This is a genomic window from Methyloferula stellata AR4, from assembly GCF_000385335.1.
GTDB classification, from domain to species: domain Bacteria; phylum Pseudomonadota; class Alphaproteobacteria; order Rhizobiales; family Beijerinckiaceae; genus Methyloferula; species Methyloferula stellata.
The window spans coordinates 1,184,630-1,203,827 of sequence record NZ_ARWA01000001.1; the positions used below are offsets into that span (position 1 = coordinate 1,184,630).

Sequence of the window (19,198 nt, forward strand, 5' to 3'; positions counted from 1 at the left end):
GTTTCCTCGGCAATTCTACGGACGAAGCGCCTTGCGTCTGCCGGAGCGCGGTCTAGACTGGTACGAAATATATGCGTTGCCAACTGGTAATCAGTGCGGCCAAGACGCGCTTTTTAACCGGACGGCGGTGATGAGCGACAAACCTCAAGAAAAAACCTATAGCGAAAACGAAATCAAAGAGCGACTCGCCGCCGAAATTCCGCTTTGGACCTATGAAGGTGGCTGGATCAGGCGAACTTTCAAGACGGCCGGCTGGAAAGGCACGCTGATGGTCATCAATACGGTCGGCCATCTCGCCGAGGCCGCGTGGCACCACCCGGACATTACCGCATCCTATGCCTGGGTCGAAGTCCGCCTGCAGACGCATACGGCCAAGGGAATCACCGACAAGGATTTCACTCTGGCGAAGAAGATCGAGGATGTCGTGCAATGGCAGCCAGGCAAGGACGGCGGCGCACTCGAAGGTACGCCTGAGGATCCGCGTTTCGCCTATATCAAATATGGAAAATGAACCGGTTCGATTGCGTCGGCGGTCAAGCCTCGATAGAACGCGATTCATGTGAACGGACTCGCGGTGTTTTGAACTGGAACTGTGACAAATCATTCACATGATATTGATCGAAACCAACCTTTGGGCCGGGCGATCGATTTCGATTTCATGGTCTGAAAGCGATCTGCGGGGAGGCAATGGACAAGGCATGGATTGACGGAGCCGCCGTTTCCTTGGAAACGGCCGCGGCGGCAGCCGCGCTCGTGCTCAAAACCGCGCGCCTGCCGGCCATTGCCGGTCTCGGCACGGATGTCGCCGGCACACGCGCGGCCATCCTTCTGGCCGATAAGCTGCATGGCGCCATCGACCATATGCGCTCGGAGATCGTATTTCGCGATCTCGACGTGCTGCGTCAGGCCGGCGCCATGATCACGACGGTCGGCGAAGCGCGCCTGCGTGGCGATGTGCTGCTTTTCATCGGCTCGAATCTGACAAAAGCCTGGCCGCCCTTGATGGAGTACCTGCGCCCGGATCTCGCGCCTGTCCTCGAAGCCGAGGTCACGGCCCGCAAAATCGTCTGGATCGGCGCCGGCAAGGGCGAGGCTCCAGCGGGCACGCTCGAAGTCGCGGCGACACCGGCTGCCCTGCCGAACATACTCGCCTCTCTCAGAGCCATCGTGCTTGGCCGCAAGACCACGCAAGGTCCGGCGATGACGAAGAAGCTCACCGAGGTCGCGGAAATTTTGAAGGCCGCGCATTTCGGCGTCGCGGTCTGGTCGGCGGAATCGGCCGATACGCTCTCGATCGAAATGCTGACCGGCCTCATCATCGATCTCAACAAGAACACGCGTTTTTCGAGCGTGCGCCTGGTGGCGCCGATGAACGCGGCTGGCGTCGTGCTCACCTCCGGCTGGATGACGGGTTTTCCGGTCCGCACCGGTTTCGGCCGCGGCTATCCGGAACATGATACGTGGCGGTTCGATTCGAAGCGGCTGATCGACAGCGGCGAGGCCGATGCGGCGATCTGGATCTCGGCCTATGGCGCGGAAGCCCCGCCCTGGACCAAACAAGTTCCGCTCATCGCTTTGACCGCGCCCGGAACGCGCTTTGGCGCCGAACCGCATGTGCGCTTCGACGTCGGCAGGCCTGGCGTCGACTATGATTCGACAGAATATGTGCCGCAGGCCGGCACGCTTGTCGCGGTCGAGGCGACGGACCGCAGCGAGGCTTCAAGCGTCGCGCATATCCTTGGCCTCATCGACGCCGAACTCGCAAAGGGAGAATGAGCATGTTGATACGCCTTGCGGGTGGCCGCGTGATCGATCCCGTCAACAATCGCGACGCGGTCGGCGATCTTTGGATCAGAGACGGGCGCATTATCGATGCGCCCGAGCATGAGCAGCCGGACCAGACTCACGACGTCAGCGGCAAGATCGTCATGGCCGGTGCGATCGACATTCATTCCCATATCGCGGGCGGCAATGTGAACACGGCGCGCATGCTGCTGCCGGAAGCCCATAGCAAGCATCGTCCGCGCCCGGCCGGCACGCCTTTGTCGACGGCGGGATGGTCGACCTTCGAGACCGGCGTGATCTACGCGCAAATGGGCTTCACCACGGTCATCGAGCCCGCCATCGTGCCGCAAAATGCGCTGCACGCGCATTTGGAGCTCGCCGATATTCCGATCATCGACAAGGGCACTTTGTCGGTGCTCGGCAATGATGATTTTCTTCTGTCGCTGCTGCGTTCCGGCGAAGGGCCGAACGCGATTGCCGATTATGTCGGCTCAACGCTCAACGCCGCCAATGCGATCGGCATCAAATGCATCAATGCGGGTGCGGCGACGGCGTTCAAATATAATGTCCGCGCCTTCAGTCTTGACGATGTCGTGCCGGCCTATGGCATGACATCGCGCCAGATCGTCGAGGCCTTGCAGCAGGCGGTGACCACGCTGAAGATCCCGCATCCTTTGCATCTTCATTCGAACAATCTCGGCATTCCGGGCAATGTCGATACGGCGCTGGCGACGATCGCAGCCGCGCGTGGCCTGCCGCTCCATCTCGCGCATCTGCAATTCTATTCTTACGGAACGGAGGGCTCGAAAGGCTTCTCCTCCGCGGCGGCGCGGCTTGCCGAAGCGGTCAACGCCAATAAGAACGTCACGGTCGATATCGGCCAGGTGATGTTCCGCCAGACGGTGACGATCTCGAGCGACGTGATGCGCCAGTACAATGCGACGCCCACGGCGCGGCCCAAAAAATCCGTCATCTTCGACGGCGATTCGAACGGTGGCGGCATCGTGCCTTACGATTACCGCTCGAACGATTTCTATAATGTCGTGCAATGGGCGAGCGGTCTCGAACTGTTCTTGCTGACGAATGATCCGATGCGCGTCTTCTTCACGACGGATCATCCGAATGGCGCGCCCTTCACGACCTATCCGGATATTTTCGCGCTTCTGATGGATCGCAACTATCGCGAAAAGTGGATTGCCGATCTTCCGGCGGCGGCGATCGACATGACGACGCTTCGCTCGATCTCGCGCGAATATACGCTGCAGGAAGTCGCCACCATGACCCGCGCGGCGCCGGCCAAACTGCTCGGCCTTCGCGATCGCGGCCATCTCGGCGCGGGCGCCCTGGCCGATGTCGCGGTCTATCACGACGACCAGGACCGCGCGCAAATGTTCCGCGCCGCGCATCTCGTCTTCAAGGATGGCGATCTCGTCGTGCGCGAGGGCCACGTCATTCATTACCGCTGGGGCCGCGCGCTCAAGGTCAATCCCGGTTACGACACGGCGATGGACCGGAGGCTGTCTGGCTATTTCGACGATCTCTACGGCATTTCGCGCGACGTGTTCAAAGTGCGGCCGCATGCGGTTACGGAGCGCGAGCATGCCTTCGAGGAGGTCGCATGCGCCCAATAGTCAAGAATGGCGTACGGATCGACGAGACCTTCGCCGAAGCCTTTCCGATGCGCGGCACCGCGATCCTGATCACCGCGCCGAACAAGAAGTGGGCGCGGCAGGCCGCGACGACGATGACGGGCTTTGCGACATCGGTCATCGGCTGCGGCGCTGAGGCCGGCATCGATTGCGAGGTCGATGCGCGCAATACGCCGGACGGCCGCCCTGGCGTGCGCGTGCTGATCTTCGCCATGTCCACCGATGGCTTGCAAAGCCAACTCGTCAACCGCGTCGGCCAATGCGTTTTGACTTCGCCGGGGTCGGCCTGTTTCGGCGATCTCGATGCGCCAGACCGGCTCAAGCTCGGCGATCAGATCCGCTATTTCGGCGACGGCTGGCAGGTCTCCAAGAAACTGCTCGACAAGCATTATTGGCGCGTGCCCGTCATGGATGGCGAATTTCTCTGCGAAGCCACCACGGGCCTGACCAAGGGCGCCGTCGGCGGCGGCAATCTCCTCATCATGGGGCCCGATTGGGAAGCGACGATGCGGGCAACGGAAGCTGCCGTCACAGCTATGCATGGCGTGCGCGATGCGATCATGCCCTTTCCAGGCGGAATCGTGCGGTCGGGCTCGAAAGTCGGCTCGAAATATAAGGCCTTGTCGGCATCGACGAACGATGCCTATTGCCCGACCTTGCGCGGTGCGGCAAAGACGATTCTCGATGAAGATGTCGGTTGCGTGCTCGAAATCGTCATCGACGGCCTGACGGAACAGGCGGTCGCCGACGCCATGCGGGCGGGCCTGAAGGCGATTATCCGGCTTGGCGCAAAACGCGGCGCAAAACGCGTCGGCGCCGGCAATTATGGCGGCAAGCTCGGACCGTTCCACTTCCATCTGAAAGATTACGTCGCATGAAGCCGCTGCAACTCAGCCTCAAGTCGAGCCCGGTGCAGCGGCTCGATCTTTCCCCGCTTGTGCCGCATGTGATCGCGGGCAAGAATCTCGCCGACATCGCGGCGCTCGAGATCGGAACGACGCGCGACAAGCTGACGGTCGGCGACGTGTTCAAGCTCAAGGGCGCGGCCTCGGACGAGATTATCATCGAAGGCGGCTCTGATCGTTTCGACTGCGTCGGGCAGGGCATGAAAGGTGGCGTGCTCCGCATCAATGGCGACGTCGGCATGAATGCCGGGCGCCTGCTCGAAGGCGGCACGCTCGTGATCGCCGGTAGCGCCGGCCATTATGCGGGATCGCGCATGAAGGGCGGAAGGCTCGAAATTCTCGGCCATGCCGGCGATTTTATAGGTGGCCCGCGCGAAGGCGAAATCCACGGCATGGAAGGCGGCCTGCTCATCGTGCGCGGTTCGGCCGGCCATCGCGCGGCCGACCGGCTGCGGCGCGGCACCATTATCGTCGAAGGCGATGCGGGCGATTGGCCGGCAAGCCGGATCGTCGCCGGCACTTTGGTCGTGGCAGGGCAATCGGGCATCAACCCCGGCTATCTGATGCGGCGCGGCACCTTGGTGCTTGGGCATGCCTCGCCGCTGCCGCCGACCTTCATCGATTGCGGGCCTTTGAACTCGGCGTTCGCCAGCGTCTTCAGCCGGGCGTTGAAAACGGATAGCCGCCTCGGTTCTAGACTTTTCGCGACGCCTCTGCGCCGCGTGATGGGTGACATGGCCGTGCTCGGCAAGGGCGAGATTCTGGTGCCGGTGTAAGCACGAATGATGGTGGGCGTCCTTCTCCCCTTGCGGGAGAAGGTGTCACGCGGAGCGTGACGGATGAGGGGGGTAAGATCCCTTAATGCAAAATCGTAACCCCTCACCCGGCTTACGCCCACCAAGCTTGCTCTTACAAAACGAGCCCGTTGTCGGCGGCCATCAGCGCCAGATCCTTCTGCGGTCTTGCGCCGATGTGCTGAATGATTTCGGCCGCCGCCATGGCACCCAATCTGGCGCAGGTCGCAAGATCCTTGTCCTTGGTGAGGCCAGCCAGAAATCCGGCCGCGAAGAGGTCGCCTGCGCCCGTCGTATCGACGACACTCTCGACCGGAAAAGCCGGCACTGCGACGCTCGTCTCGCCCTTGACCACGACGCAGCCTTTTTCGGATCGCGTGACGACCGCGAGCAGGCCTTCGTTGCGCAGGAGGCCGAGCGCGGTGTCGAAATCGCCGGTCTGATACAGCGAATGCAATTCATGCTCGTTGGCAAACAGGATCTGCACCGACCCGTCGCGGATCAGTGCTAAAAACTCGTCGCGATACCGATCGACGCAAAAGGCGTCAGACAGCGTGAGAGCCACGCGCTGGCCTGCGGCGCGGGCGATTTTCGAGGCCTTGACGAAAGCGGCCTTCGCCGCCGGCGGGTCCCACAAATAGCCTTCGAGATAGATGATGGAAGATTGCGCGACGACGGCCTCATCGACATCGGCCTCTGTGAGATTCTGGCAGGCGCCGAGAAATGTATTCATCGTTCGCTGCCCATCCGGCGTCACGAAGACGAGGCAGCGCGCGGTCGCGGCGCCATCGGGCGAGGCGGGGGTCGCGAAATCGACTTTCGCCCGCTGGATGTCATGGGCAAACATTTTACCAGGGTCATCGGCTTTGACGCGGCCGACAAAGGCCGTGCGGCATCCAAAGCTCGCGGCGCCGATGATCGTATTGGCGGCGGATCCGCCGGAGACGATGGTTGTCGGGCCCATGGCCTCGTAGAGGACCTGCGCGGTCTTCTCATCGACGAGCTGCATTGAGCCTTTGTTGAGATTATGTTTGGCGAGAAGATCGTCGTCGGCGAATGCGAGCACATCGACGATGGCATTGCCAAAACCCAAAATGTCGTAGCGCGCGGCCATCTTCGTTCCCCAGCAAAGCATTTGAGATCGCGTCGTTCGTCGCATCGCAAGCCCCGCCGGTCAAGGCAGAGCTGCCCTTCCGGATGCTTCCGGTCTGGCTCGTCTTAAGATTTCGTTAACCATAAATCCCTATCCAACAGGGACCTGCCAGACATGTCGAGCACAGCTAGGGGCGATGCGATGAACATTGAATTGGAAGAGCGGGTCAGACATCTTGCGTATGCAATCTGGGAATTGGAAGGCTGTCCCGACGGACGTGCCTATGAGCATTGGGAACGGGCTCTGAGACAGCTTGACTGTGCGGCGGATATTTCCGCCGCCCCGGCTAAGGCGAAAGCCGCAAGCAAAAAGCCGGTATCCCGCTCAGTCTCGAAAACGCCGGCGCAGCCGAAGCGTAAAAGCACGCGGGTGCCGCAGGTCACGTTCAACTAGATCGCGAAGATCGACGGATCTTCTGATGCAAACGCGCGATGCTGTTGCACCGCGCGTTTTCTGCATTCGCGATTGTTGGATCACAGCCCTTCGAAGAGCGCCGTCGAGAGATAGCGTTCGGCGAAGGAGGGGATGATCAGGACGATATTCTTACCGGCGAATTCCGGACGCGACCCGATCTCGCAGGCTGCTGCCACCGCTGCGCCCGACGAAATGCCGGCCGGGATGCCTTCGAGCCGGGCGAGCAGGCGAGCCGTATCGAAGGCCGTCTGATTGCCGACGGTGACCACTTCGTCGATCAGGCTGCGGTCGAGGATCGAGGGAATGAAGCCGGCACCAATGCCTTGGATCTTATGCGGGCCGGGTTGGCCGCCTGAAAGGATCGGCGAGTCTTCCGGCTCGATCGCGACGATCTTGATGCCGGGCTTGCGCGGCTTCAAGACCTGCGCGACGCCGGTGATCGTGCCGCCGGTGCCGACACCGGCAACGAAAGCGTCGATCTCGCCATTCGTGTCGTTCCAGATTTCTTCGGCCGTGGTGAGGCGATGGATTTCCGGATTGGCCGGATTGTCGAATTGACGCGGGACGACCGAGTCTGGCGTCGCAGCGGAAAGTTCTTCGGCCTTGGCGACGGCGCCTTTCATTCCTTGCGGAGCAGGTGTCAGCACGAGTTCGGCGCCGAGCAGTGCCAGCATTTTGCGGCGCTCGATCGACATCGATTCCGGCATGACCAGAATGAGCTTATAGCCGCGCGCGGCGGCGACGAAGGCGAGCGCGATGCCGGTATTGCCGGAGGTCGGCTCGATCAGGGTCGTGACGCCGGGCTTGATCTTACCGGTCTCTTCCAGGACCGTGATCATGTGAACGCCGATACGATCCTTGACGCTCGCAATCGGATTGAAGAATTCGAGCTTGGCTAGGAGATTGGCCTTCACGCCCTTTTCGGCGGCGATCTTGTTCAGGCGCACGATGGGCGTATTGCCGATCGTATCGGTGATGGAATCATAAATCCGCCCGCGTCCCGGAACCTGCGTCGTTGCGGGGCTCTCGGCCTTCAATGCCGCTTGTGCCATGTGATCCTCCCAAAACTCGACTGCATCCAGCGCGAGGACAATTCCACTTTCGCGCCCTGTACTGAATAATAATCCTACCGGAGCAGGGTGTTAAATCAAAGCACACATTATCGGCAGTACGTTTCGCAATGATTTCGGGCTTATTTGAGCCGTCCGCGTCCGGCTGCCGAGCCATATCGGCTTGTTTCCAAAACGTGAAAAAGCCCTCTCGCGGCGAGGGTCGCGAAAGGGCTTTTCAGCGCGGCGAAGCTCAGCCTTGCGGCTGGGCAACGACGCGCAGATAGGGCTTCAAGGTCTTCCAGCCGGCCGGGTATTTCTTCTTGGCATCTTCGTCGGAGACGGCCGGAACGATGACGACATCTTCGCCATTTTTCCAATTCACCGGCGTTGCGACCTGATGCTTCGCAGTGAGTTGCAGAGAGTCGATGACGCGCAAGATCTCATCGAAATTGCGGCCGGTGCTCGCCGGATAAGTGAGGGTGAGCTTGATCTTCTTGTCGGGGCCGATGACGAAGACGGAGCGCACGGTGAGCGTGTCGTTCGCATTCGGATGGATCATGCCATAGAGGTTGGCGACCTTACGCTGCGGATCGGCGATGACCGGGAAATTCACGGCATGGCCTTGGGTTTCCTTGATGTCCTCTGCCCATTTGTCATGATTGGCGAGTTCATCGACGGAGAGGCCGATGACCTTGACGTTGCGCTTGTCGAATTCGGGCTTCAGTTTAGCGGTATAGCCGAGTTCGGTCGTGCAGATCGGGGTGAAGTTCTTCGGATGCGAGAAGAGAATGCCCCAAGAATCGCCCAACCATTTATGGAATTGGATGGGGCCTTCGGTGGTTTCGGTCTCGAAGTCGGGGGCGATATCGCCAAGTTGAAGTGCCATGGTCTAACTCCGCACTGCTTTAAAGGGGATGGATGACGGACGTCATTGGTCGGGGGCCTGACCAGCTCGCAGCGAAGACAGCCGGCGCGTGCAAGAAGCCCTATCGGCGGCGTATTTCACGATCATTTCAGGCTTGATTTCATTTCGCGAGGCTTGGGCGGCGAGGCGAAGCAACCCGTGACTGATAAGAAGCATATTAAAACAACAGATATTGTCAACTAATACATAACTAACTGAAAATACGATATTTAATAGAAGTTATTTGCAGTTTCGGACGAGAAAAATAGAATAATATTCTTCGTCGATCAGATCGTGAAATCGGCGCCCTGAATCGCAGGCTTGAAGACCTTATATTCGTCGGCGCGCCGGCAGAGATCGTCGATCGTGACGGTTTCGAGCTGGCTCATAAAAGCTTTCTCGGCTTCCGACACCATCGGCACCACGACATCGGAAACCAGCGCGCATTCCTTGTCGGGGGCGGGCTCCAGATCTTCCATCACGGCACGCAGGATTTCGGCGGCCGTGATGCGACGGCGCTCGCGTGTCAGCTCGTAGCCGCCGCGTGGCCCGCGCAAGCCTTTCAAGATGTTGGCGCGCACCAGCGCCTGCAGAAGCGTTTCGAGATGGCGCGGCGGCAGATCGAGACGCGCTGCGAGCGCTTTGGCCGCGACCGGCTGCGGCCGCGCATGAATCGCAATATCGGCAACGGCGGCAAGCGCCAGAAGACAGCGGCGCGGCAGGAAGATCAAAGCGGGCCTCCCAATTTGGCGGCTTCGGCTTGCGCGGGCTCCGTCGATCCGAAACCGCCCTCGCCGCGCGCGGTCTCGTTAAGCGCGGCACTCTCGACAAAGGCCGCGCGCACGACGGGCGCTACAACGAGTTGCGCGATGCGGGCACCACGGATGATCTCGAAAGGTCTGTCGCCGTGATTGACGAGCAGCACAAGAATCTCGCCGCGATAATCGCTATCGATCGTGCCGGGCGCGTTGAGAACCGTGACGCCATCCTTCGCGGCCAACCCCGATCGCGGCCGGATCTGCGCCTCATATCCTTCGGGCAATTCGAGCGCGATGCCGGTTGGAATTTTATCGCGGGCGCCCGGCATCAGTGTCAGCGCCTCGCTGACCGCGGCATGCAGATCGCAGCCGGCGGCGCCCGCCGTCTGATAGGATGGCAAGGGCAGGCCCTCGCCATGCGTGAGGACTTTCAAGATGACCGGGATTGAAGGCGTGCCGCTCATCGCGTGCGCCCGTCGAGCTCGCCCGCGAGCCGCGCGATCAACCGGCGCGCGACCTCGTCCTTGGAGAGATCGGCCCAGGTCTCCGTGCTCGCGGCGGTGATGATCGTCACCGTGGTCTCGTCCTTGCCCATGACGCCATCTTTGCCGACATCGTTTGCGACGATCAGATCGGCGCCTTTGCAGCGCAATTTTTCCTGCGCATTGGCCAGAAGGTTTTCAGTCTCCGCTGCGAAGCCGAGGACAAGCGAAGGCCGCGCGGTGGTCCGTTGTGCGATGGTGGCAAGAATATCGGGGTTTTCGACGAAATGCAGAACCGGCGCCTCGCCCGCGCCCTTCTTGATCTTCTGATGCGCTTCTTCGTCGGCGCGCCAATCGGCGACGGCGGCGGCGGCGATGAAAATATCGGCGGGCAATGCGGCTTCTGTTTCAGCCAGCATTTGCCGCGCCGTTTCGACATGATGCGTCGTGACGCCAGCCGGATCGGCGAGCGTCACCGGCCCTGAAATGAGCGTCACGCGCGCGCCGGCGGCAGCGGCTGCTTTGGCGAGCGCATGGCCCTGCTTGCCGGAGGAACGATTGGCGAGATAGCGCACCGGATCGATCGGCTCATGCGTCGGCCCAGAGGTGATGACGACCGTCTTTCCGGCGAGCGCCGCGGTGGCCGATGGCAGCGGCAGAAAGGTCTCCGTCGCCAGCGCGCTTTCGATCGCCGCGAGGATCGCCAAGGGCTCGCTCATTCGGCCGGGACCATATTCGCCGCAGGCCATGTCGCCATCCTCCGGCCCGACGAAAAGCACGCCGTCGTGGCGCAAAGTCTCGACATTGCGCATGGTGGCCGGATGCAGCCACATGCGGACATTCATCGCTGGCGCCACGAGGATTTTCTTATCCGTCGCGAGCAGCAGCGTGGAGGCGAGATCGTTCGCGATCCCTTGCGCCATTTTCGCCAGAAGATCGGCGGTGGCGGGCGCGACGACGACGAGATCAGCCGAGCGCGACAGCTCGATGTGTCCCATCTCGGCTTCGTCGGTCAGCGCGAAAAGAGCGTCGTGAACTTTGGTCCGCGCAAGGCTCGCAACTGATAGCGGCGTGACGAAATGCTTAGCCGCCGCCGTCATCACTGGCGTGATCTCGATGCCGCGTTCTTGCGCGCGGCGGATGAGCTCGAGCACCTTATAGGCCGCTATGCCGCCGCCGATGACGAGAAGGATGCGTTTTTGTGTTTGCGCGGTCATGGGTCTTGGTGCGGCCTTCGGTCTTGCATGCCCACTAAAGCCCTCGTGCTTCGAGACGGGTCCTGCGGACCCTCCTCAGCATGAGGGGCTTTCGGCAGGAGCTACCACTAGCCCTCACCCTGAGGTGCGAGCGAAGCGAGCCTCGAAGGAAGAGGGCGAGCCCCAGCTCTTTTATAATCCATATGGGCCAAATTTCACGGGTAAAATCCGTTAAATGTCTATAAAGTTAAATTGCCAATGTGAAACGTGCCCGCTTTTGCGGAGGAGAGGCTTCTATCGCAGCAGCCAGATGGCGACCAGGACCGCAATGACCCAGAGCGCGGCATGGCCGAAGCGCTGGGCCCGGGCTTGAGCCGCGCCGATCTGTTGCAGCGCCGTTTCCGACAGATCGAGCCCGTCCTCGGCGATATCTTCGAATTTCGCGATGATGTTTTCGGCCCGCAGGAGAGCGCGCGGCAGATTGGCCGCGACCTTCGACAAAAGCGAGGCCGTGCGGGCGCCATCCTGCACCCTGCCGAGCAGCCCGAGGTTCTGTTCGATCCAGTCGCGCACGACGGGTTCGGCGGTCGACCACATGTCGAGCTTCGGATCGAGCCTGCGCCCGACGCCTTCGACGACGACCATGGTCTTCTGCAAAAGCACGAGTTCGGTGCGCGTCTTCATGTCGAAGATGGCGGTGATCTCGAAGAGAAGCGTCAAAAGTTTCGCCATCGAGATCTGATCGGCCGTGCGCGAATGGATCGGCTCGCCTATGGCGCGGATCGCCTGGGCGAAATCCTCGACCTTATGGATGCGCGGGACATAGCCCGCTTCGAAATGCACTTCCGCGACGCGGCGATAGTCGCGTGTGATGAAGCCATAGATGATCTCGGCCAAGAAGCGCCGCTCATTGAAGGCGAGCCGGCCCATGATGCCGAAATCGACGGCGGCGATCCGGCCTTCGCGATCGACGAAGAGATTGCCCTGATGCATGTCGGCATGAAAGAAGCCGTCGCGCATCGCATGGCGCAGGAAAGATTGAATGACGATGCGTCCGAGATCGGGCAGATCGAAGCCCGCCGCGATAAGACGGTCCGTGTCGGAAAGCGGCACGCCGTCGATCCATTCGAGGGTCAGCACATCCTTCGCGGTGCGGTCCCAGTCGATGCCGGGCACGCGGAAATCATGGTCCCGCTCGACATTCTCGCCGAATTCGGAGGCGGCCGCGGCCTCGAGCCGGAAATCCATCTCCATCTTGACGGTGCGCGCTAAGGTATCGACAACCTCGACGAGCCGCAGGCGTCGCGCTTCGGCGAACCAATATTCGGCAAAATGCGCGGCGACATACATGTCGCCCAAATCACGCTTGAAACGCCGTTCGACGCCCGGCCGCAGCACTTTGACCGCGACATCGCGTTCGCCTTGCGCATCGCGCACCTTGCCGCGATGCACCTGCGCGATCGAGGCGGCGGCGACGGGCTCGCCGAACTGCACGAAAAGCTGATCGATCTTCCGGTCGAAAGCGGCTTCGATGGTCGCGATCGCGACGGCTCGCGGAAAGGCCGGCATGCGGTCTTGCAGACGTTCGAGCGCGAGCACGACCGCGGGTCCGACGACGTCGGGGCGCGTCGCCAAAAATTGTCCAAGTTTTACATAAGACGGGCCGAGTTCGCTAAAGGCGTCCGGCAGACGCGCAAGGCTTGGGCCCGCGTCACGTCTTGCGATGAATTTCGCGATGGCGAGCGGCAAGCGTGCGGCGGGCGGCAGCACGGTCGGGTCTATGTCGCGAAAAACGCCGGCCCGAGCCAGGACGAAACCGGCCCGCGCGAGACGAAGGTAAGATCCGAAGGGAAAAATCACGCGGTGCCTTTGCTTACGGCGGGGTCCCGAAACGTTACAGACTTTTCAAAGCAACGGCCCCCGTCCTTTGAGACACCTCGCTTCGCGAGGCTCCTCAGGATGAGGGCTGAATGATAGATCCTTGAACCTTCATGCTGAGGAGGCGTATCGCTGGCGATCTTTCGCAACAGCGAGATCGCAAAAGGCGCCGTCTCGAAGCACGAGGGTTTCATACATGCGTTCTTCCATAAAATGTTAGAGCTTCCAGCCGGAATGGATTGCAACGATGCCGCCGCTCATGCGCAAAAAGGAGACGCGCGCGAAGCCCGCCTTTTCGATCATCGCGGCGAATGTGTCGGCTGCCGGAAACTGCCTGATCGATTCGACGAGATAGCGATAGGCGTCTTCATCGCCTGCGACCAGCCCACCGATGCGTGGAATCGCATGAAAGGAATAGGCTTCATAAATACGGTTAAGACCCGGAAGCGTCACGTTGGAGAATTCGAGGCAGAGAAATTGCCCGCCGTGCTTCAAAACGCGATGGATTTCGGTGAGCGCCTTTTCGATCCGCGGCACATTGCGGATGCCGAAGGCGATCGTGCATGTGTCGAAACTATTTGATGCAAAAGGCAGGTCTTCCGCATTGGCCTCGATGAAATTCAGCCTGGCGGGCAAATGCTGTTTGGCGGCGCGTTCACGTCCGACGGCGAGCATGTCGCCATTAATGTCGAGAATGGTGACGTCGCCGGCATAATTGGGCTTTTTTAAAATGCGGAAGGCGATATCGCCGGTGCCGCCTGCGAGATCGAGATGGCGTGCCCGACGCGCGCGCGGCAAGGCGAGCTTCGCGACGAAGCGATCCTTCCAAAGCCGGTGCAGACCGCCTGACATCAGATCGTTCATCAGGTCGTAGCGGGCTGCGACCTGATGGAAAACATCATCGACCAGATGCTGCTTTTGGCGCAGCGGCACGGTTGAAAAACCGAAGTGGGTTTCTTCTGCCGGACTCTTATTTTTTAAACGCGGTTCGGGCATATTTTTTCTCCAATCGGGACCATAGCGCGGGATATTTGCTATGGCTATGGAAGCTGGCGATGGACCTCGTCTTCTTTTTCATTTCAGCAACTTGTCATCTGGGGCGTTACACGGAAATGCGATTTGCAGTTGGCATGCCGGGCGTGTGAACTATCTAACGTCAGGTCGTCCCCATCCGGTTTGACGAAAGGCAACAAGCGACGCGTCGCCTTGCCACCATTCGGGAGAATGAAATGCCCCATTTTTCGACAAAGATAGTTTTGGCCGCCGCTGCGCTTTTGACCGCGAGTCTCCCCTGCCTCGCGGAAACGGTCAATCTGACCGCCAAATTGAAAGGCTCGGAGGAGACGCCGCCGAATGATACCAAAGGCACTGGCGCGCTTAGCGCAACCTATGACACGGATACCAAAAAACTCACGTGGAGCGTGACCTATTCGGGCCTCACCGGCCCAGCGACGGCGGCGCATTTTCATGGACCCGCCGGGCCCGGTAAAGCCGCACCTGTCGAAGTGCCGGCTCCCGGCGCAGATAAAAACCCGATTGTTGGCTCCGCGACTTTGACCGATGCGCAAGCCAAGGATCTTTTGGACGGCAATCTCTATTTCAATATCCACACGGAGGCCAATAAAGGCGGCGAAATCCGCGGCCAGGTCGGCAAGGGGTCGTAATAAGTCGGCAAGGGGTCGTAAAAAGACCTCAATCTGTTAAACCGGCGCGCAGCATAAACTAACTGCGGAAAGTGCAGAACCAAACTTGATGCGAGGCGTTGCCGTAACGTGTCCATCAAGGAGAATGTAATGAAACTTGGTTTTGTTCTTGCCGCTGGTCTTTGTGCCAGTCTGTCTTTCCCTCTAATCGCGGAGGCGCAAGGATTGGTAGGCGGTGCGGAAGAGGGCGCACATGCAGGCAACCGCGCGGCGGGACCGGTCGGTGCCGTCGTCGGCGGCGCCATCGGCGCGGGTGTCGGCACCGTCAACGGGGCGCTCGGCATCCGCCCGCATTATTATCACCGCCATCACTGCTATTGGCGTCATGGCTATCGGCGCTGCTACTAGCCTCATCCCGAAAAATTGTTCGAAAGAGAAGCGCTTGACGGACTCGGGGCTTTCCTAGAGTTTGGGCTCTATGCCCGAACTTCCGGAAGTTGAAACCGTCCGCCGCGGCCTTGCGCCGGCTATGGTTGGCGCAAGGTTCGAATCGATCGACCAGCGGCGTCCGGATCTGCGCTTCCCATTTCCTACCGATTTTGCGCAGCGCCTGACGGGGCGGCGCATAGAGGCGCTCGGACGCCGGGCCAAATATCTTTTGGCCGATCTCGACGATGCTCAGGTGCTCGTGATGCATCTTGGCATGTCGGGCTCGTTCCGGGTCGAGGCACGTGAAGGCACGGAGGCGTTCGGCACTTATTATCACGATACGACCAAGGACTCCGTCCACGATCACGTCGTCTTCGAACTCTCGAGCGGCGCACGCATCGTCTATAATGATCCGCGCCGCTTCGGCTTCATGCAGATCATTCCGCGCGCCGATCTTGCCGAACATGCGCTCTTCAAGAATGTTGGATTGGAACCGCTTGGCAACGAGCTCGATGGCCATACCTTGGCGCGGCTCTTTGCCGGAAAAGCAGCGCCGTTGAAGGCGGCACTTCTCGATCAGACGCTCGTCGCGGGGCTCGGCAATATTTATGTCTGCGAGGCATTACATCGTGCCGGCCTCTCGCCGCGCCGTGCCGCCGGCACGCTTGCGCGCAAGGATGGAGGCGCGACGGAGCGCGCGCATCTTCTGGCGCGAGTCATCCGCGAGGTTTTGGAAGAGGCGCTCGCCGCCGGCGGCTCGACCTTGCGCGACCATCGCCTGACCGATGGAACGCTCGGCTATTTCCAGCATACGTTCCGCGTCTACGACCGGGAAGGCGACGCCTGTTCGCGCGACGGCTGCGGCGGCCTGGTCAAACGCATCGTGCAATCGGGCCGTGCGAGTTTTTACTGCGGCACGTGCCAGCGATAAGCGCGAGCTTTATAGATGGCGCTCGAAATCCATGCGTTGATGGAGAATCCGCACAATGTCTATGCCATCTCGCGTCGTTCTATAGAAAAGAAGGTGCGAGCCTGCAGGAAATTTTTGATAGCCAGCACGTACGTCGTCACAGCTTTTGCCACAGCTAGGATTATTGGCGACGATCTTGATCGCCGCTTGGATCTGGCGGAGATAGACTTCCGCTTGGTCGATCCCCCAATGGGAAACCGTATAATCCCAAATGTCCTCAATGTCGGATTGAGCGCGTGGAGAGAGCTTGACGCTGCTCACGAATGAGTTCAGGCGCGTTTGCGAGCGATGAAGGCTTCAAAGTCGAAGGAAGTCGAAACACCACTCCTCTCGCCTTCAATAAGCGCTGCGCGGAGTGCCGCGAGTTTTGCTTCTTGCTCTTCCAACAGACGCAGGCCCGCACGGACGACATCGCTGGCGGAGCCGTAGCGTCCCTGCGAGACTTGTTCTTCGATGAAAGAGGCGAAGTGATCGCCAATCACGACAGATGTGTTTTTGGCCATGGCGGATTCCTTTTCTAGAAAGGTACCAAGAATTGGTATCCGTGGCAATAATCACTTTGAATGAGCCGGGCGCACGCCGGCTCACCGGTTTGATGCCACCTTCGCGTGGCCGAGCACCACGACGCGCGTGCCGGCGGGCGTGCGCTGATAAAGATCCATCACGTCCTGATTGATCATGCGGATGCAGCCGGATGAGACGCTCTTGCCGATCGTCCAGGGCTCCGTCGTCCCGTGAATGCGAAACAAAGTATCGGCATTGCCCTGCCAGAGATACATAGCGCGCGCGCCGAGCGGATTGCCGGGGCCGCCATGCATGCCTATGCCGCTCTGCAATTGCGCCATCTTCGCTTTGAGCTCCGGCTGACGCTCGATCATCTCTTTCGGCGGATACCAATCCGGCCATTCCTGCTTCGATTTGATGACCGCCTCGCCGGACCAGGCGAAGCCTTCGCGCCCGACGCCGACGCCATAGCGCATCGCGCGGCCGCCTGCCTCGACGAAATAGAGATAGTGATGCGGTGGATCGACGACGATCGTGCCCGGCGGCTCGGTGGTCGCATAGGCGACTTCGGTGCGAAGATAAGCCTTGTCGATTTGCGCGAGCTTGATGCCAGGGACCGGAAAGGGTTCGCCAGCCACGGGGCCGTAATGACCCGCCGGCGCATCCTCCAAAGTGGAGACCTGCGGATTCGGCGCCACGGCTCCTGCGGCAGCGGGCGGCGGCACGGCCGCTTGAAAGCCGGCGGGACCGGGAGAATTGGTCACGCAGCCGGCCAAGCCGAGGCCGGCCAAAGCGGCGGCGGCGGCCATCAGGAAGCGGCGGGTCATGGGCATTAGCATGCTCTCGAGGGCACCTGGGCTGGATATAACTTCATCATGATAGGCGCCACCCGTCATAACAATATGGCGGCGCGTCACAAATTCTTTCGCAATCGTTAAGTGTGCTCACCGTGCATCATAGCGCGAGCGGAATGTTTCGGACCCGCTTGACAAGATACAAGTTAGATATATCTTTAATTCAGATATATCGAGATAGTTCGCTATGTCTCAGGAGAGTAACATGAGATTTTTCAATCAGTTCCACCATTACGAAGGTCATCGCGGCCGGGACGACCAAGATCGCGCGACCTGCGGGCCATCCGGCCGGGGCGGCGAGCGAGGCTTCGGTGAACATGCCGCGCGCCGCATGCACCGCGCTTTCGGGCGGCATGGCCATCACGGTCACGGCGGGGGCAGGATGTTCGAACAAGGCGATCTTCGCTTCGTCGTCTTGAAGCTGATCGGCGAAAAGCCGAGCTACGGCTATGAGATCATCAAGGCGATCGAGGACCGCCTCGCCGGCGCCTATGCGCCAAGCCCGGGCGTCGTCTACCCGACGCTGACGCTTCTTGAAGAGCTCGGCTACATCAAGGTGCAGGATACCCACGGCCCGCGCAAACTCTTTGCCATCACGCCCGAAGGCGAAGCGGCGCTGGAGCAGAATCGCGAAATCGTCGACGCGATCTTCGCCCGCATGGCCGAGATCAACGTCCGGCACGGCGGTCAAAAGGCGCCGCAGCTCGTGCGTGCCTGGGAAAACCTGAAAATGGCGATGAACCTGCGCGTCGCGCGAGGGCCTTTGACGCAAGCGCAGATCGATGCAATTGCCGCTGTCTTGGACGATGCGGCGAAAGCCATCGAGAGCAAATAATGGTGCCTCGCAGTCTTTCGTTTGAACGTGCGGCCGATGTTGAAAACGCGACTCTCATTCTTTGAGAGTCGCGTCATCGGGTTTCAAATGAAACATTGAAATCATCTGACCGGAAGCCGGCTTCGGCCGTAACCAATTTGGCCAAATCAGCAACCATGGCGTAGCGCATGGAGCCCTTACTGCCCGCTCAACGGAACAGTGAGGCAAATGATGACCAAGAGGCGGATTGCGAACAGGCTTCGGGAGCTTTCAAGGCGCATGAACGATGCTGCGTCTTCCGTGCATCTCGGGCGGACGCTGATAGGGCCGGCTGCACTGGCCTTGGCGCTGGCCGCTATGACCGGGTTTGCGGGCGCCGCAGGTCTCGATGAAAGCAGCATCGACAAATCGCATGACACGATCATCTACCCGCGGTTTCCCGACGACCGGCCGGCCGGCCCTGGGGCAACCGTCACCGCCGTCTCGCGCAAGCGCGTGTTGAATTTGCACGACGCCAACCTCTCGACCTTTATGGTCGAATATGCACCCGGCGGGTCGGTCGTTATCCCTCGCTCCACTTCCTACGGCTATGTGCTGATGCATGTGCTGGCGGGTTCGATCAAGGCGACGGCTTGGGAAGCCGGCGTCGGCACTTACGGCGAAGGCCAGACCTGGGTCTTTCCAGCCTATGGCAATAAGATCGCAACCAGAAACACAAGCACGGACGAACCCGCGCGGGCGCTTCTGGTTCTCATCACAGGCGACGCCAAATCGCCGAGCCCGGACGCCGACTTGAAAGTGTCAGGCGATGCGCAAAGCGCCACGGCGCGTGTGCCCGACTCCGTCAGCCAAGCGCCGACCAATTAAATCGGTCAGGCGCTTTTCTTAGCCAGCGCGCGTGGCGCGCTTGCGGTCATTCGGATCAAGCGCGACTCGCGTGCAGGCTATTGCCTGAGTTGATGAAGATCAATGAGTGAGCGCGATCTCTCGTTCAAGATAGAGAATTGTCTTGAT

General features: G+C 60.4%; 22 protein-coding genes. 11 read left to right on the forward strand and 11 right to left on the reverse strand.

Annotated features, from left to right (window positions below):
- The first annotated feature begins 130 nt into the window (after positions 1–130).
- The 5 genes from A3OQ_RS0105795 (at position 131) to A3OQ_RS0105815 (ending at position 5,115) form a co-directional block, all read left to right on the forward strand.
- Complete coding sequence (locus tag A3OQ_RS0105795) at positions 131–511, forward strand: 4a-hydroxytetrahydrobiopterin dehydratase (RefSeq protein ID WP_020174426.1); 381 nt, start codon at positions 131–133, stop codon at positions 509–511.
- A gap of 176 nt (positions 512–687) precedes the next feature.
- Positions 688–1,776 (forward strand): molybdopterin-binding domain-containing protein, encoded by a 1,089-nt coding sequence (locus A3OQ_RS0105800; RefSeq protein ID WP_020174427.1) that lies wholly within the window; start codon positions 688–690, stop codon positions 1,774–1,776.
- Positions 1,777–1,778: 2 nt separating this feature from the next.
- Entirely contained in the window at positions 1,779–3,416 is a 1,638-nt protein-coding gene (locus tag A3OQ_RS0105805) for a formylmethanofuran dehydrogenase subunit A (RefSeq protein WP_026595536.1), read from the forward strand.
- Positions 3,404–4,312 (forward strand): formylmethanofuran--tetrahydromethanopterin N-formyltransferase, encoded by a 909-nt coding sequence (gene fhcD, locus A3OQ_RS0105810; RefSeq protein WP_020174429.1) that lies wholly within the window; start codon positions 3,404–3,406, stop codon positions 4,310–4,312. Before A3OQ_RS0105805 ends, fhcD begins: the two co-directional genes overlap by 13 nt.
- Positions 4,309–5,115 (forward strand): formylmethanofuran dehydrogenase subunit C, encoded by an 807-nt coding sequence (locus tag A3OQ_RS0105815; RefSeq protein WP_020174430.1) that lies wholly within the window; start codon positions 4,309–4,311, stop codon positions 5,113–5,115. The genes fhcD and A3OQ_RS0105815 overlap by 4 nt, the downstream gene beginning before the upstream one ends.
- Before the next feature lie 133 nt (positions 5,116–5,248).
- Here the strand turns inward: A3OQ_RS0105815 and A3OQ_RS0105820 are convergent, their stop codons facing one another.
- Positions 5,249–6,247 (reverse strand): adenosine kinase, encoded by a 999-nt coding sequence (locus A3OQ_RS0105820; RefSeq protein ID WP_020174431.1) that lies wholly within the window; start codon positions 6,245–6,247, stop codon positions 5,249–5,251.
- 180 nt (positions 6,248–6,427) lie between these two features.
- Here A3OQ_RS0105820 and A3OQ_RS25320 point away from each other — a divergent pair, with 180 nt between their 5' ends.
- The gene (locus A3OQ_RS25320; protein ID WP_020174432.1) at positions 6,428–6,679 is read left to right on the forward strand and encodes a DUF2934 domain-containing protein; all 252 of its coding nucleotides are present in this window, start codon (positions 6,428–6,430) and stop codon (positions 6,677–6,679) included.
- A gap of 80 nt (positions 6,680–6,759) precedes the next feature.
- Here A3OQ_RS25320 and cysK read toward each other — a convergent pair whose 3' ends face one another.
- The 7 genes from cysK to ubiE all read right to left on the reverse strand — a co-directional run bounded on the left by cysK (position 6,760) and on the right by ubiE (position 13,966).
- Entirely contained in the window at positions 6,760–7,752 is a 993-nt protein-coding gene (cysK, locus tag A3OQ_RS0105830; RefSeq protein WP_020174433.1) for a cysteine synthase A, read from the reverse strand.
- Between the two features lie 250 nt (positions 7,753–8,002).
- Positions 8,003–8,638 carry a peroxiredoxin gene (locus A3OQ_RS0105835; protein ID WP_020174434.1) on the reverse strand — a complete coding sequence of 212 codons (636 nt, stop codon included), beginning with the start codon at positions 8,636–8,638 and terminating at the stop codon, positions 8,003–8,005.
- A 305-nt stretch (positions 8,639–8,943) separates the two neighbouring features.
- Positions 8,944–9,387, reverse strand: a complete 444-nt coding sequence (locus A3OQ_RS0105840) for an RrF2 family transcriptional regulator (RefSeq protein WP_020174435.1) — start codon at positions 9,385–9,387, stop codon at positions 8,944–8,946.
- Positions 9,384–9,878: a dUTP diphosphatase gene (dut, locus tag A3OQ_RS0105845; RefSeq protein WP_020174436.1), complete on the reverse strand. Its 495-nt coding sequence runs from the start codon at positions 9,876–9,878 to the stop codon at positions 9,384–9,386. Before dut ends, A3OQ_RS0105840 begins: the two co-directional genes overlap by 4 nt.
- Entirely contained in the window at positions 9,875–11,113 is a 1,239-nt protein-coding gene (gene coaBC / locus A3OQ_RS0105850; protein ID WP_020174437.1) for a bifunctional phosphopantothenoylcysteine decarboxylase/phosphopantothenate--cysteine ligase CoaBC, read from the reverse strand. The genes dut and coaBC overlap by 4 nt, the downstream gene beginning before the upstream one ends.
- Positions 11,114–11,386: 273 nt before the next feature.
- Complete coding sequence (ubiB, locus tag A3OQ_RS0105855) at positions 11,387–12,952, reverse strand: 2-polyprenylphenol 6-hydroxylase (RefSeq protein WP_020174438.1); 1,566 nt, start codon at positions 12,950–12,952, stop codon at positions 11,387–11,389.
- A 234-nt stretch (positions 12,953–13,186) separates the two neighbouring features.
- On the reverse strand, positions 13,187–13,966 hold the full coding sequence (gene ubiE, locus A3OQ_RS0105865; RefSeq protein ID WP_020174440.1) for a bifunctional demethylmenaquinone methyltransferase/2-methoxy-6-polyprenyl-1,4-benzoquinol methylase UbiE: 780 nt from the start codon (positions 13,964–13,966) through the stop codon (positions 13,187–13,189).
- A gap of 233 nt (positions 13,967–14,199) precedes the next feature.
- Between ubiE and A3OQ_RS0105870 the strand changes: the two genes are divergently transcribed.
- The 3 genes from A3OQ_RS0105870 (at position 14,200) to mutM (ending at position 15,973) form a co-directional block, all read left to right on the forward strand.
- On the forward strand, positions 14,200–14,634 hold the full coding sequence (locus A3OQ_RS0105870) for a CHRD domain-containing protein (RefSeq protein ID WP_020174441.1): 435 nt from the start codon (positions 14,200–14,202) through the stop codon (positions 14,632–14,634).
- 129 nt (positions 14,635–14,763) lie between these two features.
- Positions 14,764–15,021 carry a hypothetical protein gene (locus tag A3OQ_RS0105875; RefSeq protein WP_020174442.1) on the forward strand — a complete coding sequence of 86 codons (258 nt, stop codon included), beginning with the start codon at positions 14,764–14,766 and terminating at the stop codon, positions 15,019–15,021.
- Positions 15,022–15,091: 70 nt separating this feature from the next.
- Entirely contained in the window at positions 15,092–15,973 is an 882-nt protein-coding gene (mutM, locus tag A3OQ_RS0105880; RefSeq protein WP_026595538.1) for a bifunctional DNA-formamidopyrimidine glycosylase/DNA-(apurinic or apyrimidinic site) lyase, read from the forward strand.
- A gap of 9 nt (positions 15,974–15,982) precedes the next feature.
- Here mutM and A3OQ_RS25325 read toward each other — a convergent pair whose 3' ends face one another.
- From A3OQ_RS25325 to A3OQ_RS0105895, 3 genes are all read right to left on the reverse strand, one after another.
- Complete coding sequence (locus tag A3OQ_RS25325; RefSeq protein ID WP_020174444.1) at positions 15,983–16,273, reverse strand: type II toxin-antitoxin system RelE/ParE family toxin; 291 nt, start codon at positions 16,271–16,273, stop codon at positions 15,983–15,985.
- An 8-nt stretch (positions 16,274–16,281) separates the two neighbouring features.
- Positions 16,282–16,515, reverse strand: coding sequence for a type II toxin-antitoxin system ParD family antitoxin (locus tag A3OQ_RS0105890; RefSeq protein WP_020174445.1), 234 nt, complete (start codon positions 16,513–16,515; stop codon positions 16,282–16,284).
- Between the two features lie 81 nt (positions 16,516–16,596).
- Entirely contained in the window at positions 16,597–17,349 is a 753-nt protein-coding gene (locus A3OQ_RS0105895) for a L,D-transpeptidase (protein WP_020174446.1), read from the reverse strand.
- Positions 17,350–17,575: 226 nt separating this feature from the next.
- Between A3OQ_RS0105895 and A3OQ_RS0105900 the strand changes: the two genes are divergently transcribed.
- Together A3OQ_RS0105900 and A3OQ_RS0105905 are read left to right on the forward strand one after the other, a co-directional pair.
- On the forward strand, positions 17,576–18,205 hold the full coding sequence (locus A3OQ_RS0105900; protein ID WP_020174447.1) for a PadR family transcriptional regulator: 630 nt from the start codon (positions 17,576–17,578) through the stop codon (positions 18,203–18,205).
- Between the two features lie 258 nt (positions 18,206–18,463).
- On the forward strand, positions 18,464–19,051 hold the full coding sequence (locus tag A3OQ_RS0105905) for a cupin domain-containing protein (RefSeq protein WP_020174448.1): 588 nt from the start codon (positions 18,464–18,466) through the stop codon (positions 19,049–19,051).
- Positions 19,052–19,198 lie beyond the last annotated feature (147 nt).

Bases quoted from the DNA above. Each gene is read 5' to 3' on its own strand.
- dut (WP_020174436.1), bottom strand. From the start codon at position 9,878: ATGAGCGGCACGCCTTCAATCCCGGTCATCTTGAAAGTCCTCACGCAT.
- A3OQ_RS0105805 (WP_026595536.1), top strand. From the start codon at position 1,779: ATGTTGATACGCCTTGCGGGTGGCCGCGTGATCGATCCCGTCAACAAT.
- A3OQ_RS0105820 (WP_020174431.1), bottom strand. From the start codon at position 6,247: ATGGCCGCGCGCTACGACATTTTGGGTTTTGGCAATGCCATCGTCGAT.
- A3OQ_RS0105905 (WP_020174448.1), top strand. From the start codon at position 18,464: ATGAACGATGCTGCGTCTTCCGTGCATCTCGGGCGGACGCTGATAGGG.
- A3OQ_RS0105900 (WP_020174447.1), top strand. From the start codon at position 17,576: ATGAGATTTTTCAATCAGTTCCACCATTACGAAGGTCATCGCGGCCGG.
- A3OQ_RS0105890 (WP_020174445.1), bottom strand. From the start codon at position 16,515: ATGGCCAAAAACACATCTGTCGTGATTGGCGATCACTTCGCCTCTTTC.
- A3OQ_RS0105835 (WP_020174434.1), bottom strand. From the start codon at position 8,638: ATGGCACTTCAACTTGGCGATATCGCCCCCGACTTCGAGACCGAAACC.
- A3OQ_RS0105875 (WP_020174442.1), top strand. From the start codon at position 14,764: ATGAAACTTGGTTTTGTTCTTGCCGCTGGTCTTTGTGCCAGTCTGTCT.
- A3OQ_RS0105895 (WP_020174446.1), bottom strand. From the start codon at position 17,349: ATGCCCATGACCCGCCGCTTCCTGATGGCCGCCGCCGCCGCTTTGGCC.
- coaBC (WP_020174437.1), bottom strand. From the start codon at position 11,113: ATGACCGCGCAAACACAAAAACGCATCCTTCTCGTCATCGGCGGCGGC.
- mutM (WP_026595538.1), top strand. From the start codon at position 15,092: ATGCCCGAACTTCCGGAAGTTGAAACCGTCCGCCGCGGCCTTGCGCCG.
- A3OQ_RS25320 (WP_020174432.1), top strand. From the start codon at position 6,428: ATGAACATTGAATTGGAAGAGCGGGTCAGACATCTTGCGTATGCAATC.
- A3OQ_RS0105795 (WP_020174426.1), top strand. From the start codon at position 131: ATGAGCGACAAACCTCAAGAAAAAACCTATAGCGAAAACGAAATCAAA.
- A3OQ_RS0105815 (WP_020174430.1), top strand. From the start codon at position 4,309: ATGAAGCCGCTGCAACTCAGCCTCAAGTCGAGCCCGGTGCAGCGGCTC.
- fhcD (WP_020174429.1), top strand. From the start codon at position 3,404: ATGCGCCCAATAGTCAAGAATGGCGTACGGATCGACGAGACCTTCGCC.
- A3OQ_RS0105870 (WP_020174441.1), top strand. From the start codon at position 14,200: ATGCCCCATTTTTCGACAAAGATAGTTTTGGCCGCCGCTGCGCTTTTG.
- A3OQ_RS0105800 (WP_020174427.1), top strand. From the start codon at position 688: ATGGACAAGGCATGGATTGACGGAGCCGCCGTTTCCTTGGAAACGGCC.
- ubiE (WP_020174440.1), bottom strand. From the start codon at position 13,966: ATGCCCGAACCGCGTTTAAAAAATAAGAGTCCGGCAGAAGAAACCCAC.
- cysK (WP_020174433.1), bottom strand. From the start codon at position 7,752: ATGGCACAAGCGGCATTGAAGGCCGAGAGCCCCGCAACGACGCAGGTT.